Source organism: Paenibacillus aestuarii (assembly GCF_027789125.1).
GTDB lineage: Bacteria > Bacillota > Bacilli > Paenibacillales > NBRC-103111 > Paenibacillus_E > Paenibacillus_E aestuarii.
In genome coordinates, this window is record NZ_JAQFVF010000044.1 from 66,976 (window position 1) to 89,491 (window position 22,516).

Consider the following 22,516-nt stretch of genomic DNA (forward strand, 5'->3'; position numbering starts at 1 on the left):
AGCAGATCTTTTGATTGAATTCTCCAAGGTCATCTCGCCTCTGTCGGGTCCACATACATACGCAGAGCTGCAGCTACATGTGTCACTCGCTCCCCCAATCTGGCGGCCATGCGCAGCTCGCGCTCATCCGGTGTTCTCGAGCTATCCGGACCAGCTAAGGTCGAAGCACCGTAAGGCGAACATCCGATCGCATCTGCTGTCAAATATTCAGGATTCTCCGAATAAGGCAAGCCAACAAAGATCATGCCAAAGTGAAACAACGGCACCATCGAGGTTAAAATCGCCGCCTCATGACCTGTATGAATCGAGGCCGTGCTGTTGAAAATCCCCGCCGGTTTCCCTTCCAGTGCCCCTTCCGTGCAGAGCTCGCCGGCGAGTTCCAGAAACAACTTAACTTGCGACGGCATCGAACCGTAATACGTCGGGAAGCCCCATAGAATGCCGTCGGCCCAGCGCAGATCGTCGTTCGTCGCATAAGGAATGTTCATCTGGAGCGCTCGCGAAGCTTCGAATTTGCTGTAGCGGTCAGTCAGCCGAAATTGTTTGGATAGCGTTGGCGATTGTGCGGCAGCAGCCGTCTCAGATCGGTTGCTTCCAGCTTCAATCACCGGATTACGATAAGGCGTCAACTCCGGGATACGGACCACCCGGACGCAATGATTGCCTGCCTGCGATGCGCCTTCCGCCACGGCTTTGGCCATCTCAAACACATGGCCGAACGCGCTGTAATAAATCACCAGAATATTCGCCATGGGCCAGGATCACCCCCTCGCATGCGCATGTGCCCGGAACGTGACGGCTTCACATGCTGCTTGCCAACTTGCCGCAAGCTGCTGATCGTTCCACTGCGCCTTGGCCGCCGCCATGCGAACCCAGCGTCCGTGGCTGTACACCCACCGGCGTTCCGGCAGCAGGGTGAACAGCTCCTCGGGCGACTCGGCGTCCACCACGGCAAAGTGCGCCGGATTGCCCGGCGATACGCCGTAGCCTTGCAGCCCAAGCACGCTGGCGGGCACATCCGTAATCATACGCAGCAGGGTGCGCAGATCGGCCGGCTTTCCCATGTGGGCGGCGTAGGAGCCAATGAGCGCGATTTGCACCAAATCCCCTCTGCCGAAAGGATGGAAGGGGTCGTGGATATTATCGGAGGCCACGGCAATTGGAATGCCTGCCTCCCAGATTTCGCGCAGCCTCGTGACCCCGCGTCTTACTGGAAAGCGATCCTGCCGACCCTGCAAATACAAATTGACGGCGGGTAGGGATACGGCTTTCAAGCCCGCTTCCGCCATTCGACCGATGACGCCTGCCGCATCCGCTTTGGTCATCGAAGCCAGCGCGCATAGGTGATCGACGGTTACCCGGCCGGTGTAGCCCTCTTCCTTCGTACGCTGCGAGATGTATTCAATCGTGCGCATCGACGGGTCATCGGTTTCATCGCAGTGGATATCGATGGGCCGGTCGTATTTGCCAGCCAAGCGGAACATAAGATCAATATCCGCTTCCGCCGTCGGTGATAGATGCGGCGCGCCGCCGATGCCGTCGACACCCATGCGGAGCGCCTCTTCGACCGCATCAACGTCCAGTGCGCCGAGGCTGTACGGGCACATCGGGAACAATTGCAGCGTCATGTAAGGCGCGAGCTGCGCTTTTGCCTCCAAGGCCGCTTCAATCGTCCGCAGCGCCACTTCTCGGGAAGCTCGCAAATTGAAGTCCAGATGCGTGCGAATGTGCGTAGTGCCGAAAGACAGCGCCTGCAGTGCCGAGCGGACGATTCTGGCCTTGATCTCTTCCTTGGGGAAAAGCGGAGAAGCTTGCGCATAATTGCGCACCGCTTCTTCCAGCGTACCGCTGCTATTGGGCACCATCGTCAGCGAAAACGATTTATCCAGATGCATATGCGCATCGACGAGTCCGGGCAGCAGCATTTTGCCCTCCAGATCAAGACGAGGAATGGCTTCCCCGCTTGCGCCCACAGGCTCTGGCTGCCATCCCTCCAAAGCGATGCTGTCCGCTTCTCCGGCATCAGGCTCCTGCCTTCGAATATTCGTCCACAGCCCCTCTCGGATGGACAAATCGTACAATTCCTTCTCATCTTTTAATGGCAATCTAACATTACAGAGATCCATATTCAGTGCAGAAGCCAATGCCGCCACCTCCTGTACCCGCTTATTTTTTCGGCAAGAACTGGGTTGTAAATACTTTATTGATATCCTCGGCTGACTTCAGTACACCGACATCGACCAACTGCTTTTGCAGCTCTTCCCAACGCTCTTTCGTAATGACGCCCGTGCCTTTCATGGCCGCATCGCCGCCAAAGGCGAATTCCATTTCTTTTTGCGCGCTGTATTTCATCATGTCGAGGCTCATTTCCGGATTTTTAGCTTGAATGGCCGGATTAATTTCTTCCCAGTGATCCTTATAGTAGTCCCACCCCTTGACTGTCGCTTCAACGAAGGCTTTCACTTGGTCAGGGTGCTCTGCAATCATTTTCTCCGTGGTGAAGTACACGCCACCGTAGTTGTTATAGCCGGAATCGGCAACCAGCTTCGTTTCATAAGCCACATTTTGCTGATCCAGTGAAAATGGTTCGGAGGTAACGTAACCTTGAGTGACCGATGTTTTGTCGCTAACGAAATTCACCAACTGTCCGGTGTATTTCATTTCCTGAGCGGCGTCCAGCTTGTATTTCTTCTTAATGAATTGCCAGAAGCTGGCTGTCGAGGCGACATAAACCTTATGACCGACCAAGTCGCCGAAGTCTTTGATTCCCGAATCCTTATGGTAGATGAGCGCCTGCGGGCTCTTCTGCATCGATGTCGCAATCGCGACGATCGGAATGCCTTCCTGCCGGGCAACGAGGATGTCATCCCCGTTCGCCATGCCGAACTGCGCTTTGCCTGAAGCTACAATTTGCGTCGAGGAAACTTGAGGTCCGCCCGGCGTCAGCGTCATATCGAGACCGGCATCTTTGTAGAAGCCTTTGGCCAGCGCTGCAAAATTGCCGCCATGCTCCGGCTCTGCGAACCAGTTGAGCACGAGCGATACGGGTGCGGCCGACTTCGCAGCAGCTGGAGATGCAGCCGGTGCCGCTGTGGCTGCCGTACTTGCAGCAGGCGCCGTGCTAGCTGCAGGCGATGCCGGTGCCGAGGAATTTGCTGCGGTACCTGATGTACCCGCACTGCTGCAGCCCGCCAATAGACTCATCACAAGTGCAAGGCCTGTGGTTACTGTCATAGGACGTTTGAAAGATTTCATACTCAACTTCCCCTCCAAATTTGATTTTCTATACAAAGCGTTTGTTCCTTGCCTTCACTATATGATTGCGTCACCTATGAGTCAACAAACATAACATACATTTGTATTTTCCTACAATAATCAACCAATCCCCTTGTAAATTATTTAAATCCTACGCATTCCCCTTGCAAATTCGCACAGAAACCGAATATTCAAGATGGTTTACTTCTGAAATGTAAAGTTGTATGTAATATAACCTTACACAGCGTTATATCGTACCCACCTTAACCCCCAACTCCCTTAACCACCTGCGGTACGCAATGGAGAACCGATCCACCTTATGGTTCAACTCCACCTGCAAATCAAGGGGCAGCAGCTCCGGCTTTTGCGTTTCAATGACGCGCGCATCTTGGTCGAACACCGTGTCCTGAAACTGAATGAAATTGGCATCATCCACATCGAAGGCGTAATTCCGCGATACGATCATAAAGACGATACATTCATCCTCAGCGACAGGCTGTACGGTCAGCATGATCCACAACGTTTGACCGTTGCTGGGATCCGCCTTGGACAAACGCGCCGATAAGGGCCGATACACTTCCTTCATATAAACATAAGTCGTTCCCTCTTTCTTATCCGAGCCTGAGTGCGCGACGGGCTGAAAGATCGGAATCTGATCGATATATATTCGACCTTCCTCTTTGACCACCTGAAAATCGGGCAGCTCCGCATAATCCGGATGACCGAGCAAGTTCTGATGCACAAACATCAGATGGGCAAAATCCGTGAAATTCTCGATCACTCGCGTCCCCGCTGCCGCAACATGATAAGGGCCGCATGGCAGCGGTCTGTACGACGGATCGGCAAACTCCTCAAAATGCGGCAAATCTGCGACAGGTTCCCCGATGCATACCCAGATGAAGCCATACTTTTCCTGACAGGCATACACACCCGCTTTGGCTCTAGCCGGTATCTTCTCCCCCTTTGGCTGAGCCGGAATGCACACGCATTGCCCGGAGGCATCATATTGCCAGCCATGGTAAGGGCATACCAGCACATCGTTTTGCACCCAGCCTTTGGAAAGCATCGCCCCGCGATGAATGCACAGATCCTGCAGCGCATGGACACCGTCCTTCGAACGGTAAATGGCCACTCTTTCGCCTAAAATAATAACGCCAACCGGCTGATCCTTCAGTTCGGAAGCCAAATAAACCGCATGCCAATCATTTTCTAATACCGGATCATAAATACGTTGTACTTTCGCCATTTCACTCATCCCCCTCATCTTAATACCGCTCGCCAAAAACCGGATACTGCACCGCCAGCTTGCTGCGCAGCAAGTCAACTCGTGCTTGTGCCCGCTGCAGCACTTCCTGCTCATCAACCCACGTGCTTCGGCCGTTCTCGACCACCACTTGCCCGCCGACCACGACGAGATCGACATCGTTACCGTTAGCGTTGTACACCAGCGCCGAAGAGGCGCGATGCACGGGGCTAATGTGCGCTTTCATGAGGTCGACCGCAACGAGATCCGCCTTCTTACCTGACTCCAAGCTGCCGAGATCGCCGCTCCTGCCTACGGCTTTGGCGCCGCCGTTCGTCGCCATACGCAGTACGTCCATCGGCGGCAGCAACGTCGCGTCCAGGTTATTCACTTTGTGCAGACAGGCAGTGAACTTCAGCACCTCCAAGTTATCCTGGCAGTTGTTGCTGCCGGGCCCATCCGTCCCCAACGCCACGTTGATGCCCATATTCAGCATTTCCGGAACGCGGGCAACGCCTGAAGCTAAATACATATTGGATACCGGGCAATGAATGACAGATGCGTTCTTATCCCGGATAAGCTCCAACTCACCGTCGTCGAGCCAAATGCCATGAACGACTTGCGTATTTTCGCTGAGCAATCCGACCTCGTGCAAAAGCTCCAAATTGCGCAGCCCATACCGCGCCATCGTATTGTCGATCTGCTCGCTCGTCTCCGCCACGTGCACATGCGAGATCAGCCCGCGCTCCTGGCTGAATACAGCAGCCCGCTCCAGATAGCCTCGCGAGCAGCCGTACAAGTTCAGCGGACCGAGGGCGATCTGAATGCGGCCGGATGCGGCGCCGCCCCATTCGTCGAGCAGCCGGTCCGTGCTGCCGAAGATCATCTGCTCCGTCTCGCGCAGCCTAACTTCTCCGGCGAGATCGGAGCCTCCCCGAGCCAAGTGCCCGCGTATGCCGGCGTCCACCATCGCTCGCAGCACACTGGCATCATTCTCCGGGAATGTATGAATGTAGTGATGATCCATGATATAGGTGGCACCCGACTTCAAATTCTCCACGCAGCCGATCAGGGCTGCCAAGTAAAAATCTTCCGCCTCCATAGCAAGACTCATCGGCCAAATGATTTCCCGCAGCCAACCGGAAAGCGGCAAATGATCCGATACCCCACGCACAAACGTTTGAAATAAATGCGTATGCCCGTTAATTAATCCGGGAATCAGAACTTTACCGGCAGCATTGTACACATATGACGACTGGGCTGCCAGATGATCCAGACTTCCGTCTTCCTTCCACTCCCCAACCTCACGAATCACATCGTGTTCGATATAGACATAACCCGGTCGGAATACTTGCTGGTCGGCGTTCATCGTCAGAATGGTTCCGTTGTAAAAGAGTTTTCCGGCCATACACCCACCCACCTTTGTGTCATATTAAATAACATAAACTTGATGAATTAATATTGGTGTTATATTATTTAACGCAATTATAGATGCACCTGTTTTTAAGCGTCAATCCCAGGTGTAAATGAATGGATCGCATAACGGTTACCTTTTTTCTTTTTTTCGCGTATAATAGTTAACAAATAAGCATTTAAACTGCATATCATTTGAATTGGAAACTGATTCTTCATTTTTAAAAGCAACTGTATATATTTTGTATAATGGGAGGTAAACTAACATGATTGAGCTTCCACATTTGGATGAAACCGATCAAGCCATTATTAAACTGCTTCACGAGAACAGCCGCATCTCCTATGCCAAGATTGGCGAGCTTTTGAGCCTGTCACGCGTTGCCATCCAGAAACGGGTCGATCAGTTGGTTGAGAATGAAATTATTGAGAATTTTACGATTCGCTTGAATGCTGCCAAATTGGGGAAGGTTGTGAGCGCCTTTTTCGAAGTGGAAGTCGAACCGCGATTTGCTGAGGAAGTGGGGAACGTACTTGCTGAGGATCCCAATGTCATCAGTATTTATCAAATGACGGGATCGAGCTCCTTGCACATGCATGCCTTACTGAAGGATGATGCGGCTTTGGAGCAGTTTTTATACCATAACATCTATAAATTGAACGGGGTTGTAAGGGTGAATACCCAGGTCGTGATCAGACGGTTTAAGCAAGGTACCGGGCTGGAACTGTGACAAAAAGACCTGAGGCTGAGCCGCAGGTCTTTCCTGACATCATTTTGCATTCGCAGCCAATTGCTGCGGCACTCTCATCGATACCCACGCATAAACAATGAGTGCGGACCAAATTAAGGTGAAACTGCCGAGCATGACGGGCGTAAACGTTTCATTGAATACAAAAATGCTTAGCAGCAATGTAATAGACGGACCAATGTACTGAATGAAACCGAGCATGGTAAGCGGTAGACGTACTGCCGCTTTGGCAAACCATAACAGAGGCAGCGCTGTTGCAACACCTGCCAGCAGAAGCAGCGTCAGTGAGACTGGCGGCAGCTGCCATGCCGTGTCCTGATGGGCGAAGTGCAAGTACACCAGATAGGCGACAGCAATCGGAAAAACAACCGCCGTTTCCCCAACGAGCCCGACGGATGCGTCGTAAGCGACGCGCTTTTTCACGAGTCCGTAAAGGGCAAAAGTCCCTGAGAGCGAAAGCGAAATCCACGGAAAGCTGCCATAATCGACAGCGACGAGCAGAACGCCGGCACAAGCCAAGAAGATTGCGAACCATTGGCCGCGGGTAGGCTTTTCGTTTAGAAAAAGGACGCCAAGCAAAACGTTCATCATCGGTGTGATATAGTATCCAAGGCTGGTCTCAATGACATGCCCATTATTGACGGCCCAAATGAATATCAGCCAGTTCGTGCTGATTAGGATGCTGCTTGTGCCAACCAGCAGTGCGGTTTTGCCGTTTGTGGCGATCTTTTTGAGCTCGCCCCATTGGCTTCGCCGTCCCAGCAGCAACAGCAGTGCCATAAAGACAAACGACCAGACGACTCGATGCGATAAAATCTCCCCCGCTGCCACCGAGCCGAAATATTTCCAATAAAGCGGCAGCAGTCCCCAAGCCGTGTACGCAATGATCGCGTACCCAAGCCCTTTTTTCATAGCTGTAACCTCTTTCCCCTGTCTAGCTTAACTTGTAAAATGGCATAATTGATTTGGTATAACCCAGCCGAATGTTCTTCCTTCATTGAGGATCATTCACTTACCAAAGGGTGAAATCCTGCGAATCCATGAGCTACAGAAACCTACTTTTTAACGATTGGCAAAATAACTTCCACCATAGTCCCTTTCCCATCTTCACTTTCAACTCGCATAGTCCCCTTATGATCTTGAATGATCCTCATTGAAACCATTAATCCGAGCCCTGTTCCCGTTTCTTTTGTAGTAAAAAAAGGATTTCCAATCTTGGTCATTTCTTCTTGTGGGATTCCATACCCTGCGTCTTTAATAAGGCAATTATAACAGCAATTTCAGCTATAACAACACGTTTCGCTAAAGACTTATTTTCACAAAAAAAGAAGCTAAGCGGAGATTGCTCTCTGCTTAACTTCTATTATCCTTTGACCGAGCCGGCGGCGATACCTTCCACGATGCGGTTGCTCAGCAGCACGAAGGCCAGCAGGATCGGCAAAATGCTGATCATAAGCGTTGCGCCGATCGCGCCCCAGTCGGTCGTGTATTGACCGATGAAGTTTTGAATACCGACGGTTAATGTCTTAAATTTATCCGAGCTGATGAATGTGTTGACGAAGATAAACTCGTTCCAGTTATAAATCATATTGATGATCACTGCTGTAGAGAGTACGGATGCCGTCATCGGCAGCGTAATGCTGAAAAAGATCCGGTTCACGGAGCAGCCATCCATCACAGCCGCTTCTTCCACTTCGCGAGGCAAGGTGTAGTAGAATCCGAGCATGATCATGATCGTAATCGGCAGGTTAAAAGCGATATAAGTCAAAATGATTGACATCGGAGTGTTGGTCAAGTGTGTTTTGGTAAACAAACTAAACAACGGAATGAGCGTCGAGTGGACGGGGATCATTAAACCGATCATGAACAGTCCCAGAATAAACGACTGCAGCTTCCACTTCATGCGCGTCAACGCGAAGGTGACGAAGCTTGCCAGCAACACGGTAACCGCCACCGATACGACCGTCATCCAAACGCTGTTGAAGAAGTAGGCGCTGATATGCCCCTGCGTCCACACTTTCTCGTAATTTTCCCAGCGCAGCCGCTCCGGGAAGGCAAAAGGAGCCAAATTAAAAATTTCTTCGTTGTTTTTTAATGAAAACAGCATCAGCCATAGAAGTGGAAATATCTGAATAACGGCGACAACCGCCAACACAAGATACAACACGCCGTATCCGATTTGCTCAGGCAGCTTGCTGCTTTTGGCCGATGTCACTGCTTTGCGCTCGATCGTTTCGATTTGCATTTGGATCTCCTTTCATTACGAGTATTGGATGCTGTCTTTGGTAGCCGTTGCCCGACGAATGAGCCACGTCATCACCAAGCAGATCAGGAGCAGGAAGAAGCCAATCGCACTCGCGTAACCGAAATCGTACTCCTTGAAAGCCTTCCGGTACATGTAGGAAGCCATCACTTCACTTGACCCGTTCGGACCGCCGCCTGTCATGACATAAATGAGGTCAAAATATTTGAGCGACCCGACGACAGCCAGGACAACCGTCACTTTCATCACTTCAGCAATGAGCGGAATGCGGATGGAGAGTGCAATGCGCCATGGACTTGCACCATCGATTCGCGCCGATTCGATCAGGGAGGAAGGAACATTTTTCAGTGCCGCATAATAAATCAAAATGTAAAAGCCTGCGTACTGCCACAAAATGGGGATAAAAATGGCATATAGCACAATGGACGGATTCGACAGCCATTCAGGCGTATGCTCAATGCCCAGCGAAGACAGGATGTGATTCAGCACACCGTTCGTCGGGTGGAATATTTTCAACCATAGTTGGGCGATTGCCACGGATGACAGCAGCATAGGGATGAGATAGATTTTGCGGAAGGTGTTGGCTCCGCGAATTTGCGCCGACAGCACCAGGGCAACGATTAGATAAACAATCAGGCTTAATGCGGAAAAAATAGCGAGTAAAAACGAATGCTTCGCGCTGTTCCAGAACAATCCGTCGCGCATCAGTTCAGCGTAGTTGTGAAAACCGATAAAACTCATTTTACCGACGCCGTCCCATTTCATTAATCCGTAATATCCGGTCAACAGAATCGGCATGTAGATCAAAGCCAAGATCAACAGCAAGGAGGGAATGACGTATAGCGCAATAATGGATTTGTTGGACATAACTTTATTCATACAGGCACTCCCCTTTCTATCCCATATAGGGAAAGGACATATGGAGATATGTCCTTTCCTTCATGGTCCTATCCTTTATTCCCTCATCTTACTTGGATTCTTTGGCCAGTGCTTCTTCATGCTTCTTCGCGAACTCTTCCGGACTTACCGCTTTGCCGAACAGCGCTTGAATCATGTTCAAGTGCACTTCCGCGGAAGCCGGTTTCAATTGAACGTCTGCGAACAGGGTAATATTGCTTGCTTTGTTCAGCTCGTTCAGCAGGTCGATATACATTTGCGGCAGCTTCACTTTGGACGTATCCACTTTCGTAGCCGGAATGACACCAGCTTCCGAGATCGCGTGCTCACCCCATTTTTGTACGAAGAAGCTAACGAACTTTTTCGCCTCGTCTTTCACTTTCGAGTTGTTGGCAACGAACAAGCCTACGCCTGGTCCGCCAACCCAGCTGTCGAGATTGCCTTTACCGCCGTCAACAGTCGGGAATTTGAAGAAGCCGATTTGGTCTTTGAACGATTGCGGCACATCTTTGTTCGTTGTGTAGTTCGGCAGTTCCCATGTTCCCATCATGTACATCGCCGCTTTGCTGTTCATGAACTCGGCTTTGCCTTCGTCGTTGGACAAGCCGTTGAAGCCTTTGTTGAACGCGTTCATATCGACAAGCTGAGTAATTTCCGAAGCAGCGCGCACGAGGCTCGGATCGTTGAAAGAACCGCTGCGGTCAATCGCTTTTTTCAGCGTTTCAGGTCCGCCGATGCGATCTGCCAGGTACATGTACCAGAGGGAACCCGTCCAGCGGTCCTTGTTGCCCAGGGCAATCGGGGCTACACCGTTAGAGCTAAGCGTTTTCACAATGTTTTTGAATTCATCATAAGTTTTTGGCGGCTGTAAATTATATTTAGCAAAAATAGCTTTATTGTAGTAAACCGGCACGATGTTCAGCTCAACCGGAAGGCCGTAAGTTTTGCCGCCGAATGCGTAGGCGTTCGTCGTTCCGTTTACGAATTTATCCTTCAAATCTCCTTGCAGCAAATCATCAAGCGGAGCGAACATATCGCCTTTAACATAAGGGTCCATGTAGCCTGCAGCCCATGTGAAGCCTACGTCCGGCAGCTCGTTGGAGGTGGATAGCACTTTCATTTTGTTCTTATACTGCTCGTTCTCCAGCACCTCTTGCTCAATGGTGACGTTCGGATTCGCAGTGGTGTACTCTTTAATGATATCGTTTACAATTTTGTTTTGCGTAGCGGAACTGCCCGCCGGCCAGAGATGCATCATCTTGATGTTCACTTTTTTAGCCGGTTGTGCCGCGCTTGTCGCCGCCGCGTTGCCGCTTGCTGTCGCCTTCGCCGTTTCCTGGGCTGCCGGCTGGCTTCCTGCCGAACAACCTGTCAACACCATGCCGAGACTGACTACGGCTGCCATACTCATTGTAAGCGTTTTTCTTACCATATATCATTTCCCCCTTAAAGCTTTTTGTTTGCTACGAGATTAATTGTAGCGCTTTCATGACGGTTGCAGGAGGTAACGGCGATCGGGTAATATTCCACATTTTTTAGGTTTCCACCATATCTCCGGCGCCCCCGGCTTGTTTGCGGTACTGGCTGGGACTGATTTTTTCATAATCTTTAAAAAGCTTAATAAAATATTTCGGCGTCAAGTACCCGACCTGCTCCGAGATATCGGTGATCGGCAGCCTCGTCTGGAGCAATAGCTCCTTCGCCTTCTGCAGCCGGCTTCTAGTCACATATTCACTGAAGGTGAAGCCGGTCTGTTCTTTGAAAAGCGCGCTGAAATAGCTCGGATTTAAATGAATCTGATTCGCAACCTCGCGCATCCCGAACTGCTCCTGCAGATGGTCCGCCACGTACTGCACTGCCTGCTGAACAGGCGGAGTGTAGTGATTGGCCGATGTCTTGGCCTGCATCAGGCGCGTATCCACCATTTTCTCCATCGTCTCTACGCGTTCACGCTCTTCCTCCACGACCAGCGCCTGCTCGACAGCCTCGATCAGCTTCACCTTTTTGACCGGCTTCAACAAATAATTGACGACCCCGAGCTGGATGGCGGATTGCGCGTACTCAAAATCGGGATGCCCGGAAATAATAATCGTTACGGGCTTATGCCCGAGGTGGCGCGTAGCTTCGACCATCTGCAGGCCGTTCATCTCCGGCATCCGAATGTCCGTAATTAGCAGATGAATCAGGCGGCTGCCCAGTTGTTCCAGCGCCTCCGCTCCGTTGCAGCTGCTGATGATCTGATGGCGGCCGGCGGACCAGGCCTCGAGCGTCTTGCGGATGCCTTCTCGGGTCAAAGGCTCATCATCTACGATCAGAATCGTTTTCCCCGTCTGGTTCATTATGTGCCTCCTTATGCATCGGAATATCAAAACTTATGCTTGTCCCTTGACCGGGACTGCTCTCTATGCATAACCCTCGGCCCTCGCCGGACATTTCCGGGTAATAAAGCTTAATGCGGCGCTGTACGTTGGATAAGCCCATGCCTTTGCCGCGTCCGGATGAAGCCCCGCCATGGTCCAAGTTATGGCGAATCTGGGTGAGCGCGCGTTCAGCGATGCCAGGGCCGTCATCGGTCACTGTAATGCGCAGATCAGCTGCCTCTGCCGGAGACGGCGCGACACGAATGGTGACGAACCCCTGCTCCGACTTCCCTTCCAAACCGTGCAAGATCGCATTTTCCACCAAAGGTTGAATCAGCAATTTGGGCACTTGCACTTGCAACGAGGCATCATCCGCGTCAATCTCCCACACCAATCGGGAGCCGAACCTGAAGCTCATAATCCCCAGATAACGCTTGATGTGATCCAATTCTTCCCCCATCGTGACCCATTCATCTTTTTTCGTAATTCCGATCACGTAGCGGAATAGATCGGACATCGACACCACCAGGTCAGCGAGCTCTTCTTCGTCCTTGTCCTGCAAAGACCAGTACAACGCTTCCAAAGTGTTGTATAAAAAGTGCGGGTTAATCTGCGCCTGAAGCGCTTGCAGCTCGGTCCGGCTTTGAATGATCTCTTTTTCATACACGAGTTTTATGAGCCGGTTAATATCATCCACCATCTGGTTATAGGTGGAGTTCAAGTCGTTCAACTCCGTCGTATACGACTTGGACAAGTTCGGCGTCAGCACGCCCTGTCTTGTATTCCGCATCGCGCGCATCAAGCGTAGAATCGGCCTCGTAATCATCATCGATATGAGGAATGATAAGATGATGAACAATACCAGTCCGATCGCCCCTGCGACGATGAGCGCTACGCGCAAGACAGATATCCCGTCCGTGACATCGCTGACCGGATACAGAATGATGAGCGTCCAGCCGGTCTTTTCAGATAGCTGCTTGACTTGTATAAACCGCTGACCGGCGATCGTCGCCGTCGGCGAATCTGAACGAAGCAGCTCCCCCACGTTCGCCAGCACTTCTTGGTCGCCGACAATCGGACCCGACGCCTGATCGGCCAGAACCAGCAGCTCTTTATGCCCCGAATCCGGCAGCAAAGGCTGGAAATCAAAATAGGCGCGCTTGATGCGGACCAGCAAATACCCGCCGTTCGAGAACCAGCGGTCGACCAGGTTAATCCGACGGATGGCCAGGACGGAATCGGCATTCGCGGGATCGTTGCCGACCCAGACCAGCTTCCCCTTCTCCTTGTCGGCCTGTTCGATCCAGCTGGGTGAGAGCCGATTGGTCAAGCTTTGCTCGTCCAGCGGGAACATTCGCTTATAATCGGGCGTATACAGCTCCACATTGCTGACACCGCTGCTGTACGCTTGAATATGATTGGCAATCTTCATGAGGCCTTGGCGATCGCTGAAGCTTACCTCCGCGCCACCTACGTAGCCCAGAAAAAATTGCTGCAAATACGAATCATTAATAGCCTGAAGCGTCAGCGTATCAATCTGATTGATTAGCGCTTCCAATCTACCGTCTGCTTGGCTGGCGATTTGCTTCATCTGCGCCTCTGCCTTCGTATTGAGGAGGGTCGACACCGAGTTAAAGATGATGATGCCCGCGCAAACCAAAACGATAATCATGACAGATATAAAGCCGCCCAGCATCTGATTCCGCAGTGTGTTCCAATTCGCCACCTTCTGCCACACGAGAGGGTCATTCCTTTCTAACGTTGTCTAGCCGTATCATACTACAGCTTAGGGGGTTTGGCTATTTCACTTTTGCAGGGAAAACATGGGCAAATGCCCGATTTATTTGGGGGTTATTTGGAAGTCATTTGGTAATAATGACGAATAACTCATCAAAATCACATCGTTCGCGAGGCGCATATGGCTGAAATTATCGGAGTATCGTTTTGGAGTTTAGCAGGATTGCTCTGGGGAGATTGGCGAAATTGGGGAAAATATCACGCAACCATTCTTTACTTTTTGTTCTGCGATGTCGCTTACTACTACGTTGCCTACTCGCATCGCTTGTGGAACTTAACACCAACATGGCCGCTTCGCTATGAACTTGTCAGCTTGTTCGGCGAGTTTCTCGTTTTCGCCAGTACGGTACTCATCTTCCTCGGAAGATACCCGGCGAACCGCTTCTTCTCCATATGGTGGACCCTCCTATGGGTGGCCATTTACACGGCTAACGAATGGGTGCTGTTGCTTACGGGCACCTTTACGTATGACTTTGGATGGACACTGTACAAATCTTGTATGGTTAGTGTGCTCCAGTTTATATTTCTTAGGCTCCATTTTAAAAAACCATTGTTGACCATCATTCTTTCCGTCCCCATGGCCGCTTTCCTTATCTACCTCTGCAAAGTTCCTATAAAGTGAAAATGAAAAGACACCCCCCGCATCACTGCGAGAGGTGTCATCGATGAATATTTATAAGTTCAGCTTATAAATTGCTTTATTTTCCAGTCCGCGAATCATCGGCGTCCAAGCATCCGTCTCTGGCGTCATTGCCAGCGCGTCTTCGACCATCTGCAGCTTGGCGTCCATCGAGTCAATGTAATGCAGCGCAACGGCTTCCGGTATTTGCGGAAGCACCGGGCTGCCCCATTCCGGCAAATTGTGATGCGCCAGCACGATATGCTGCAGCCCGAGCACAACGTCTGAGCTCAAATCGATGCCGTGGTGCAGAGCTGCCTCCGTAATCCATGTCGACGCCATCGAAATGTGCCCCAGGAGCTTACCCGACACACTATAGTCGGAGACGATGCCGAGCTGTGCGATCATTTCCTCCGGCTTGGCGATATCATGCAGGATAATGCCGGCTTTGATCAAGTCTTCATTGAGAAAAGGCCGCTGCTTGCAAATAAACTCGCCGATTTCCAGCATGCGCACGATATGATAAGCCAGCCCGGCAAAATACGCATGGTGGTGGGTCTTCGCCGCCGGATAATGCTGGAGCTTCTCATCGACTTTGGCCACGCAAAAGGCGACTAGCTTGCGGATCGTTTCATTCGTAATGCTATCCATGACTTGATAGATCGTATGAATCAGATCGGCCGGACTAATCGGCGCCGAACGGATAAAATCTTTGATCGCCACACCATCTTCGGGCGTCACTTTGCGAATGCGGTTGATCTTCACCTGCGGCTTCTCCCGGTAAAGCTGAACCAGGCCTTGCACCTTGACCAGTCCCATGGGGAAAAAAGTCTCTTTGTCCGTCTGGCTCACGTCCCACATTTTGGCCGGCAGCTGGCCGCTGGCGTCGCTCAGGACGATATCGAAATATTCCTTGGCAGGCGTCGAATTCGTCTGCTTGACTTCCAGTTCTTTGATCAAATAAAACCCGACGAATTCGTCTGTCGCTTGCAATTGTTTGATTAAGGTCATTGAAGTTCCTCCCCGTATATACTTCATTATACAGCGAAAGCGGGGCTTAATTCATTATTTTGCGCCTTTTACCGTTGCCAGTGGCTTGCATTTCGCCACAACTTGCGCCAGTCCCGCTCCAACGACACTCTCGATAATTTGATCCACATCTTTGTACGCTTGCGGCGATTCATCGAGAATCGATTCCAGCGACTTCTGATTGACGACGATTTCCTCGTCCGTGCCGACTTTCATTGCCGCTGCGAATTCGCTGAGCGTAATGAGCCGCTTGGTCGCGCTGCGCGAGCGGATTCTCCCCGCTCCATGACAGATGGAGTGGAAATTGGCTTTCCCATCCGCTGCGCCAACCATCAGATAGGACGCCGTCCCCATGGAGCCGGGAATGAGCGCCGGGTGCCCTGTTGCCAAGTAAGGCTCCGGGTTATCCGGATGCCCGGCAGGCAGTGCTCTTGTCGCTCCCTTGCGGTGGACGAAGTAGTCCCCCTCTTCGTGCCGCTCTCCCCAGGCATAGTTATGCATGAGATCATAGAGTGTCGTCATTTCAAACCGGGAACCGAAGACATCTTTGCCGGCTTCACGAATTGCGTAGGCGATCAAGTGGCGGTTCACGATCGCGTAATTGAGCGCCGAGTACATCAGGTCAACGTAATTTTGACCTGCTTGATGGTGAAGCGGCGCAAACAGCAGCTTCGGATCAGCCGTCCCCAGCCCGAGCGTACGCATCGTTTTCAGCATCTCGCTGCCGCAATACTGACTGACCGAGCCGCCCCAAGCGCGTGATCCGGAATGGATCATCACAGCCACCTGGCCGTCAAAAAGCCCCCAAGCTTCGGCTATGGCTCTGTTCTCCTCGGCGATCTCAATCGCTTGCAGCTCGGCAAAATGGTTCCCGTTCCCCAGCGTCCCGAGCTGCCTGTGCGAGCGGTGCCAGACGCTCCCCGGAAAGCGGTCCAGCGCGTTTTCATCTAGCGCAAACTTGCTCCGCTCGACATGAGTCAGCGACGTCGCTTTGCGCGGGGTATATCCGTCTGGGATATACTTCTTGGGCAGGCCGTGCAGCCCCTTGGTCACGACGTGCTCAAGGCGGATATCCGAGAAATGCCCCCGGGCATGGTCCTCCACCGGCAAATATTTCTCGATCGCTTTGACCAGCTTGCGCCTCAGCTTCACTTCCTTCACTTCATCTTTGTGCAGATTCGTCAAATGCATCCGCATGCCGCAGCCAATGTCGCTGCCTACGATCGATGGCGACACATAGCCGTTCTGCGCGCCCCATACCGCTGTCGTGCCAATGCACGTCCCCACCCCGACATGCACATCTGGCGTATAGCTCATGTATACTTGATTGGGGATTTGCAAATTGTTGTTCGCCATCTCGAACACCTTGTAATCCAAACTTTTGAACAGCTCCGCTCCTGCATAAACATGCACAACGCCGGATGGCAGCTGCACTTGCTGGTAATATTCATTTTTATTTATCATAAACCGTTTATCCTCTCTAAGAACCATTTCTTTCTCCGAATTCGGGCAAAATAAAAAGCCATGGACACCATCGTCCACGGCTGTGAGTACACATTGAATTAGACCTCAATAAGCGTCAAATGAAGTGTCACGTCCGGCTGAGGCCGATGAAATGAGCTTTTGTTATTGTTAGGGTGTTCGTGTTCGTGGTCATCGTCATGCGAATCATATCGTCGGCCTCCTTTCCATTCATTTACAAACATCTTACGGTCCGAAGCTAATACCTGTCAATTCATCACAGCAGGAAAAAATGGTTATAGGGATCGCTCAGGCTACCGGCGCACCGCAAGCCCCGCAAAAGCGCGCCTCCGCTTCCAGCTCTGCGTCGCACTGCTGGCAATGCGCTGCGGCCTTCTCCTCCACAGCCGTCGCTTCCACCCCCGCTGCTGCAGCCTCAGGCTGCGAGGCTTCCACAGGAATCGGCGGTTCGAACTTGTGCCCGCAGGAAGGGCAGAACTTCGTATCGGCTGACAGCTCAGCACCGCATACGCAAACCTTCTCGTTCTTGATCTCTTTGACTTTATGCTCAATGGACGAGATCTCTTGCAATTTCTCCCCGATCTGCTCACATAGCGCTACAACGCTGGCTTCCGAACTCGCAAAGTCGCCCGCCACATACGCTTGATAAACCGACTCGCCGATATGCTGCTGCAGCCGTTCAATCTCCTTCTTCTTCAAGCTAATCTGCGCGCTGAGACGCGTGATCTCGACGGTTTCTTTTGCCTTTTCCGCGGCTTTTGCAGCGCTCTCTCTCATCTTGCCAAAGAAAGTCATTTCCCCATCCTCCATTCTATTTTTGTTAGCCTAAACCTAAACTAACATGGATATGCCGGACCGTAGCCATTCATTCATGCGCATCGAGCTTTTCAAGTGATTTCTGATCTTCGCTGCAAAATAGGCGCATTTTTATCCCCGCTGCACTACATATCCCCCACACACTTGAATATATTTAGTAACAAGCTTTTTCGTGCTGCGCTGCGATCAGCGTCATGCTTTCGATAACTGCCACATGTTGGCTTACCCCGCAATAGTTCGAACGAAAACTCTAAGGAGGTGTCCCGCATGACAGAACCTTTGTTTATTGTCTCCAAGGAGGATTGGTCCCTGCACCGCAAAGGCTATCAGGATCAAAACCGGCACCAAGAAAAGGTTCGTGATGCCATCAAGCAGAACTTGCCCGACCTCGTTACCGACGAAAGCATCGTGATGTCGAACGGCAAGCAAGTGGTCAAAGTGCCGATCAAAAGCTTGGATGAGTATCGCTTTCGCTATAACTATAACAAAGGCAAGCATGTCGGTCAGGGCGACGGCGATTCACAGGTCGGCGATGTACTTGGCGTAGACCCTACTCCCGCGCAAGGGCCGGGTAAAGGCGAAGGAGCCGGCGATCAGGCCGGAGAGGATTACTACGAAGCGGAAGTAAGCATGGAAGAACTGCAGACGATGCTTTTCTCCGAGCTGGAGCTGCCCAATTTGCAGCAGAAAGATAAGCGCAACATGTCGACCAAGGAAGTTATTTTTAACGATATCCGCAAAAAAGGGATCATGTCGAACATCGATAAGAAGCGCACGATTCTGGAAAATTTACGCCGCAACTCCAAGACGGGTGATCCCGGGATTCACGGTATTTCCCCTGATGATCTCCGGTTTAAAACGTGGGATGAAGTCGAGAAACCACACTCCAACGCCTTGATTATTGCGATGATGGACACCTCGGGGTCGATGGGCTCCTTTGAGAAATACATCGCGCGCAGCTTCTTCTTCTGGATGACCCGCTTCCTGCGCACCAAATACGAGAATGTCGAGATCGTCTTCATCGCCCACCACACAGAGGCTAAAGAAGTGACGGAAGAGGAATTTTTCACCAAAGGCGAAAGCGGCGGAACCATCTGCTCTTCCGCATATCAAGCCGCCATTGACATCATTGATCGGCGGTATCCGCCGTCGCAATATAACATTTATCCGTTCCACTTTTCGGACGGCGATAATTTGACCTCTGATAACGAACGCTGCGTGAAGCTGATCAGCCAGTTGATGGAACGTTCCAATATGTTTGGCTACGGCGAAGTCAATCAGTATAACCGCAGCAGCACGCTGATGTCCGCTTTTCGCCATATCCACAACCCAAAATTCCTTCATTATGTGATCCGTGAAAAAGGCGAAGTGTACAAAGCGCTCAAAACCTTCTTTTCCAAACAGGAAGGAGTGGCTGCCAAGTGAGCAAATCCGAGATCGAACAACTGGAGTACGCCATTGACCAGATTACCGAAATTGCTAAAGGCTTCGGCCTTGATTTTTATCCGATGCGTTATGAAATTTGCCCGGCCGAAATCATTTATACCTTTGGCGCTTACGGCATGCCGACCAGGTACAGTCACTGGAGCTTCGGGAAAAATTTTCACCGCATGAAGACGCAGTACGATCTGGGTCTTAGTAAAATTTACGAGTTGGTCATCAACTCGGACCCCTGCTATGCCTTCTTGCTCGACGGCAACTCCCTCATCCAAAATAAACTCATCGTCGCGCACGTCTTGGCGCACTGTGACTTCTTCAAAAACAATGTCCGCTTCTCCAAAACGAACCGCAACATGGTGGAGAGCATGTCGGCCACGGCCGAACGCATCCGTCAGTATGAGATTTTGCATGGCGCCGAAGAGGTCGAGCAATTCATCGATGCCGTGCTGGCGGTTCAGGAGCATATCGACCCTGTGCTGACCCTCTCCTACCGCCAGTCTCGAAGCCGGCAAGAAGCAAGCCGGTCTGCGCCCGATGCGAAGTCGGAGATCAAGTTCGGCTACGAGGATCTTTGGGAGCTGGACGTCAAAAGCAAAGCGGTCCCGGATAAGGAAGAAGCGAAGCGCTTCCCGCCCAAGCCCGAGAAGGATCTCCTTCTCTTCATCGAAGAGAATGCGCCTTATATGGAGGATTGGCAGCGGGATATCTTGACCATGCTGCGCGACGAGATGCTGTATTTCTGGCCGCAGCTGGAGACGAAGATCATGAACGAAGGCTGGGCTTCGTACTGGCATCAGCGCATCCTGCGCGAGCTCGACCTCACCGAGGAGGAGACGATCGAATACTCCAAGCTGAACTCTTCCGTCGTCGTACCGTCCAGGCACACGCTCAACCCCTACTACCTCGGGCTCAAAATTTTTGAGGATATCGAGAAGCGCTGGGACAATCCGACGGAGGAGGAAATCCGCCGAGACGGCCGCAAGCCCGGAGAGGGACGGCGCAAAATTTTTGAAGTGCGCGAGTACGAATCCGACACCTCCTTCATCCGGAACTATATGAATAAACCGCTCGTGGAAGAGCTGGACCTCTATGTGTTTGAGAAAAAAGGGCAAGAATGGAAAATCACCGATAAAACATGGGAACACATCCGCGACCAGCTCGTATATTCCCGGGTGAACGGCGGCTTCCCATATATCGTCGTCGAGGACGGCGACTATCAGCGCAGCGGTGAGCTCTATCTCCGACATGCTTTTGAAGGCGTCGAGCTCGATCTCAAATACGTCGAGAAGACGCTGCCCTACATTTTCCGTTTATGGGGCAAACCGATCCACATGCATACAGTCGTCGAAGACAAACCCGTGCTGTTCAGCTATGATGGCAAGAAGCATCACAGGCGGTTTTTGTAAGCCCGACAAAAGAGAGCGTGCTGCATGTTGCAGAGGCGCTCTTTTTTGTTAAAATCAGCTCACCGGAGAAGCATGAAAGTTGCTCTTGTGGATGGGCTGCTACAAATAACCGATATTGGTGTTTATTTTGAGATCGGAGACGAAATCGTCAGTGCTTTCGGAATCGGCGGCGAATATTGTACTGGACTTATCTAATTTTAGTATGCATACAAAATAGAAACGCTCTCTATCGTCAGCCCAATTGTTGAGGAAGCCCAGAAAGGGGCTTTCTCTTTTTTATTAAAAAGTTATTCTTTTGAGCAATTCACGAACACATCGGTATTTCGAGCTCCTTTCAGCTATGACGGCAAGCAGTACCATCGGCTGTCCCTATAAAATTTTTAGATCAAAAGCAGTGTAATTTCGACAACAATAATCGACGGACAAAGCAAAGGGGAGGTGTTACTCTGTAACAGTTGATAAAATTTATTAATAGGAGCTGAAACGAGTTGCGGATGAACATCCTCTTTAACATGAAGCCAATTACCGTTCACTTTGTCGGAACAGACCACAAACTAATTCCTTCTTTAATCAGCGCCCTGCGACACAACAAGTTAACGATTACGAACCTCGTTCAATCCCTGGAACGTGTCGACCTGTTCAGCTCGGAGGCGATTCTATACTCCAAAGATGGCAATAAAGCTAGAATTCCGATCTTTTAAATTGGAAGTTACATAGGACAAAATAAAGCCGTTCTGTCAGCGAAACCGCTGATGGATCGGCTCTTTTTTTGTGTGCAGGCAAACTAGTCATAAAGAGACTCCTAGATTCATAGATTCATAGTATAAAAGATGATTTCCAAAGAATAGGAGATTGCCTCATATGCACAGCTTGCGCGCAGGTAAATGGAATGCCGCCTCTCTCGTCGTCTATATTCTCGTGATGCTGCTCAGCTTCTTCGTAACGATCATTATTTTGCTGCATACGCGGCATCCAGCACCTCCTGTGCGACCCTATTCCGAATATAGTGTCAAACAAGCCAGCAACGGTGTCACGCTGCACACGATCCGCACACCGCCGGAAAATATCGGGCTCAAAGCGATTGCCAGCAATCTCACCGATCTGCAGGATAACGGTATTAACGGCGGTTTTTTCTGGCAAGGCTATCTGCTCAGCATCGCTGTAATCAACGACAAGCCGGTCCGAGGCAATCCCGGCGACTACGGCTCCGGCTGGTTCAATATTGACCGCAAACGCGGAACGCTCGTTTGGGATGAGCCGGCGCAAACCTTCACCATCCAGGTCGTCGCATCCGCCGATGAGCTGAAGGTGACGGACCGCGCGCATTATTGGGCGCAGGGCGGCGTCAGCATGGGGCTGCGCAATCCCGACGATTGGGCCCGGCAGGCCGTCTCGGAGGAGATGCCGGTCATCGACGAGAAGCGGATGCGCTCCGGCATCGTCTATGACAAGCACAACAACGTCTACCTCGTTGTGGCGCCTACGCCTTGCACCGGCGAGCAGTTCCGCTCAGCGGTGATGGAACAGGTCGGCGACGGCGAACTCGTCGACGGGTTGTTCCTCGACGGCGACGGCTCGTCGCAGCTCAAAGTCGCCGATCACGTCCTGCCCGGCGATCACCGCGAGGTGTATCAGATGATCACGCTGATGAACTAGCGGTGCGCCGGACCCGGCTGGGGGGGGCGCGTTGGTGCCGTGGGCCGGCTGGGGAGTGCGCGTTGGTCCCGTGGGCCGGCTGGCCGGGCGGGGC

Annotated in this window: 21 protein-coding genes; 6 read left to right on the plus strand and 15 right to left on the minus strand. The window is 51.6% G+C overall.

The window, feature by feature from the left end; all coding sequences use genetic code 11:
- Positions 1-29 precede the first annotated feature (29 nt).
- From O9139_RS18910 to O9139_RS18930, 5 genes are all read right to left on the minus strand, one after another.
- Entirely contained in the window at positions 30-752 is a 723-nt protein-coding gene (locus O9139_RS18910; RefSeq protein ID WP_270881025.1) for an NAD(P)H-dependent oxidoreductase, read from the minus strand.
- 9 nt (positions 753-761) lie between these two features.
- A complete protein-coding gene (locus tag O9139_RS18915) occupies positions 762-2,144 on the minus strand; it encodes an amidohydrolase family protein (protein ID WP_270881026.1) in 1,383 nt (460 codons plus the stop codon).
- Between the two features lie 22 nt (positions 2,145-2,166).
- On the minus strand, positions 2,167-3,255 hold the full coding sequence (locus O9139_RS18920) for an ABC transporter substrate-binding protein (RefSeq protein WP_270881027.1): 1,089 nt from the start codon (positions 3,253-3,255) through the stop codon (positions 2,167-2,169).
- A gap of 247 nt (positions 3,256-3,502) precedes the next feature.
- On the minus strand, positions 3,503-4,501 hold the full coding sequence (locus O9139_RS18925) for an aromatic ring-hydroxylating dioxygenase subunit alpha (protein ID WP_270881028.1): 999 nt from the start codon (positions 4,499-4,501) through the stop codon (positions 3,503-3,505).
- 19 nt (positions 4,502-4,520) lie between these two features.
- Complete coding sequence (locus O9139_RS18930; protein WP_270881029.1) at positions 4,521-5,906, minus strand: amidohydrolase family protein; 1,386 nt, start codon at positions 5,904-5,906, stop codon at positions 4,521-4,523.
- 271 nt (positions 5,907-6,177) lie between these two features.
- Between O9139_RS18930 and O9139_RS18935 the strand changes: the two genes are divergently transcribed.
- Positions 6,178-6,639, plus strand: a complete 462-nt coding sequence (locus O9139_RS18935; RefSeq protein WP_270881030.1) for an Lrp/AsnC family transcriptional regulator — start codon at positions 6,178-6,180, stop codon at positions 6,637-6,639.
- A 39-nt stretch (positions 6,640-6,678) separates the two neighbouring features.
- Here O9139_RS18935 and rarD read toward each other — a convergent pair whose 3' ends face one another.
- The 7 genes from rarD to O9139_RS18970 form a co-directional block, all read right to left on the minus strand.
- Positions 6,679-7,569 carry an EamA family transporter RarD gene (gene rarD, locus O9139_RS18940; RefSeq protein ID WP_270881031.1) on the minus strand — a complete coding sequence of 297 codons (891 nt, stop codon included), beginning with the start codon at positions 7,567-7,569 and terminating at the stop codon, positions 6,679-6,681.
- A 143-nt stretch (positions 7,570-7,712) separates the two neighbouring features.
- Positions 7,713-7,916, minus strand: a complete 204-nt coding sequence (locus tag O9139_RS18945) for an ATP-binding protein (RefSeq protein ID WP_270881082.1) — start codon at positions 7,914-7,916, stop codon at positions 7,713-7,715.
- Between the two features lie 104 nt (positions 7,917-8,020).
- Positions 8,021-8,902 (minus strand): carbohydrate ABC transporter permease, encoded by an 882-nt coding sequence (locus O9139_RS18950; RefSeq protein WP_270881032.1) that lies wholly within the window; start codon positions 8,900-8,902, stop codon positions 8,021-8,023.
- A 15-nt stretch (positions 8,903-8,917) separates the two neighbouring features.
- The gene (locus tag O9139_RS18955; protein WP_270881033.1) at positions 8,918-9,799 is read right to left on the minus strand and encodes a carbohydrate ABC transporter permease; all 882 of its coding nucleotides are present in this window, start codon (positions 9,797-9,799) and stop codon (positions 8,918-8,920) included.
- A gap of 88 nt (positions 9,800-9,887) precedes the next feature.
- On the minus strand, positions 9,888-11,249 hold the full coding sequence (locus O9139_RS18960) for an extracellular solute-binding protein (protein ID WP_270881034.1): 1,362 nt from the start codon (positions 11,247-11,249) through the stop codon (positions 9,888-9,890).
- A 103-nt stretch (positions 11,250-11,352) separates the two neighbouring features.
- Positions 11,353-12,156, minus strand: a complete 804-nt coding sequence (locus tag O9139_RS18965; RefSeq protein ID WP_270881035.1) for a response regulator transcription factor — start codon at positions 12,154-12,156, stop codon at positions 11,353-11,355.
- Positions 12,119-13,915, minus strand: a complete 1,797-nt coding sequence (locus O9139_RS18970; protein WP_270881036.1) for a sensor histidine kinase — start codon at positions 13,913-13,915, stop codon at positions 12,119-12,121. Before O9139_RS18970 ends, O9139_RS18965 begins: the two co-directional genes overlap by 38 nt.
- Positions 13,916-14,095: 180 nt before the next feature.
- Here O9139_RS18970 and O9139_RS18975 point away from each other — a divergent pair, with 180 nt between their 5' ends.
- Entirely contained in the window at positions 14,096-14,596 is a 501-nt protein-coding gene (locus tag O9139_RS18975; protein ID WP_270881037.1) for a hypothetical protein, read from the plus strand.
- Positions 14,597-14,647: 51 nt separating this feature from the next.
- Here the strand turns inward: O9139_RS18975 and O9139_RS18980 are convergent, their stop codons facing one another.
- From O9139_RS18980 to O9139_RS18990, 3 genes are all read right to left on the minus strand, one after another.
- Complete coding sequence (locus tag O9139_RS18980) at positions 14,648-15,604, minus strand: 3'-5' exoribonuclease YhaM family protein (protein ID WP_270881038.1); 957 nt, start codon at positions 15,602-15,604, stop codon at positions 14,648-14,650.
- A 54-nt stretch (positions 15,605-15,658) separates the two neighbouring features.
- Positions 15,659-17,086: an RtcB family protein gene (locus tag O9139_RS18985; protein WP_270881039.1), complete on the minus strand. Its 1,428-nt coding sequence runs from the start codon at positions 17,084-17,086 to the stop codon at positions 15,659-15,661.
- Positions 17,087-17,392: 306 nt separating this feature from the next.
- The gene (locus O9139_RS18990; protein WP_270881040.1) at positions 17,393-17,899 is read right to left on the minus strand and encodes a zinc ribbon domain-containing protein; all 507 of its coding nucleotides are present in this window, start codon (positions 17,897-17,899) and stop codon (positions 17,393-17,395) included.
- 288 nt (positions 17,900-18,187) lie between these two features.
- Here O9139_RS18990 and yhbH point away from each other — a divergent pair, with 288 nt between their 5' ends.
- The 4 genes from yhbH (at position 18,188) to O9139_RS19010 (ending at position 22,422) form a co-directional block, all read left to right on the plus strand.
- The gene (gene yhbH / locus O9139_RS18995; RefSeq protein WP_270881041.1) at positions 18,188-19,345 is read left to right on the plus strand and encodes a sporulation protein YhbH; all 1,158 of its coding nucleotides are present in this window, start codon (positions 18,188-18,190) and stop codon (positions 19,343-19,345) included.
- The gene (locus tag O9139_RS19000; protein ID WP_270881042.1) at positions 19,342-20,766 is read left to right on the plus strand and encodes a SpoVR family protein; all 1,425 of its coding nucleotides are present in this window, start codon (positions 19,342-19,344) and stop codon (positions 20,764-20,766) included. The genes yhbH and O9139_RS19000 overlap by 4 nt, the downstream gene beginning before the upstream one ends.
- A gap of 494 nt (positions 20,767-21,260) precedes the next feature.
- Entirely contained in the window at positions 21,261-21,467 is a 207-nt protein-coding gene (locus O9139_RS19005; protein WP_377526517.1) for a hypothetical protein, read from the plus strand.
- A gap of 160 nt (positions 21,468-21,627) precedes the next feature.
- Positions 21,628-22,422, plus strand: a complete 795-nt coding sequence (locus O9139_RS19010; RefSeq protein WP_270881044.1) for a hypothetical protein — start codon at positions 21,628-21,630, stop codon at positions 22,420-22,422.
- Positions 22,423-22,516 lie beyond the last annotated feature (94 nt).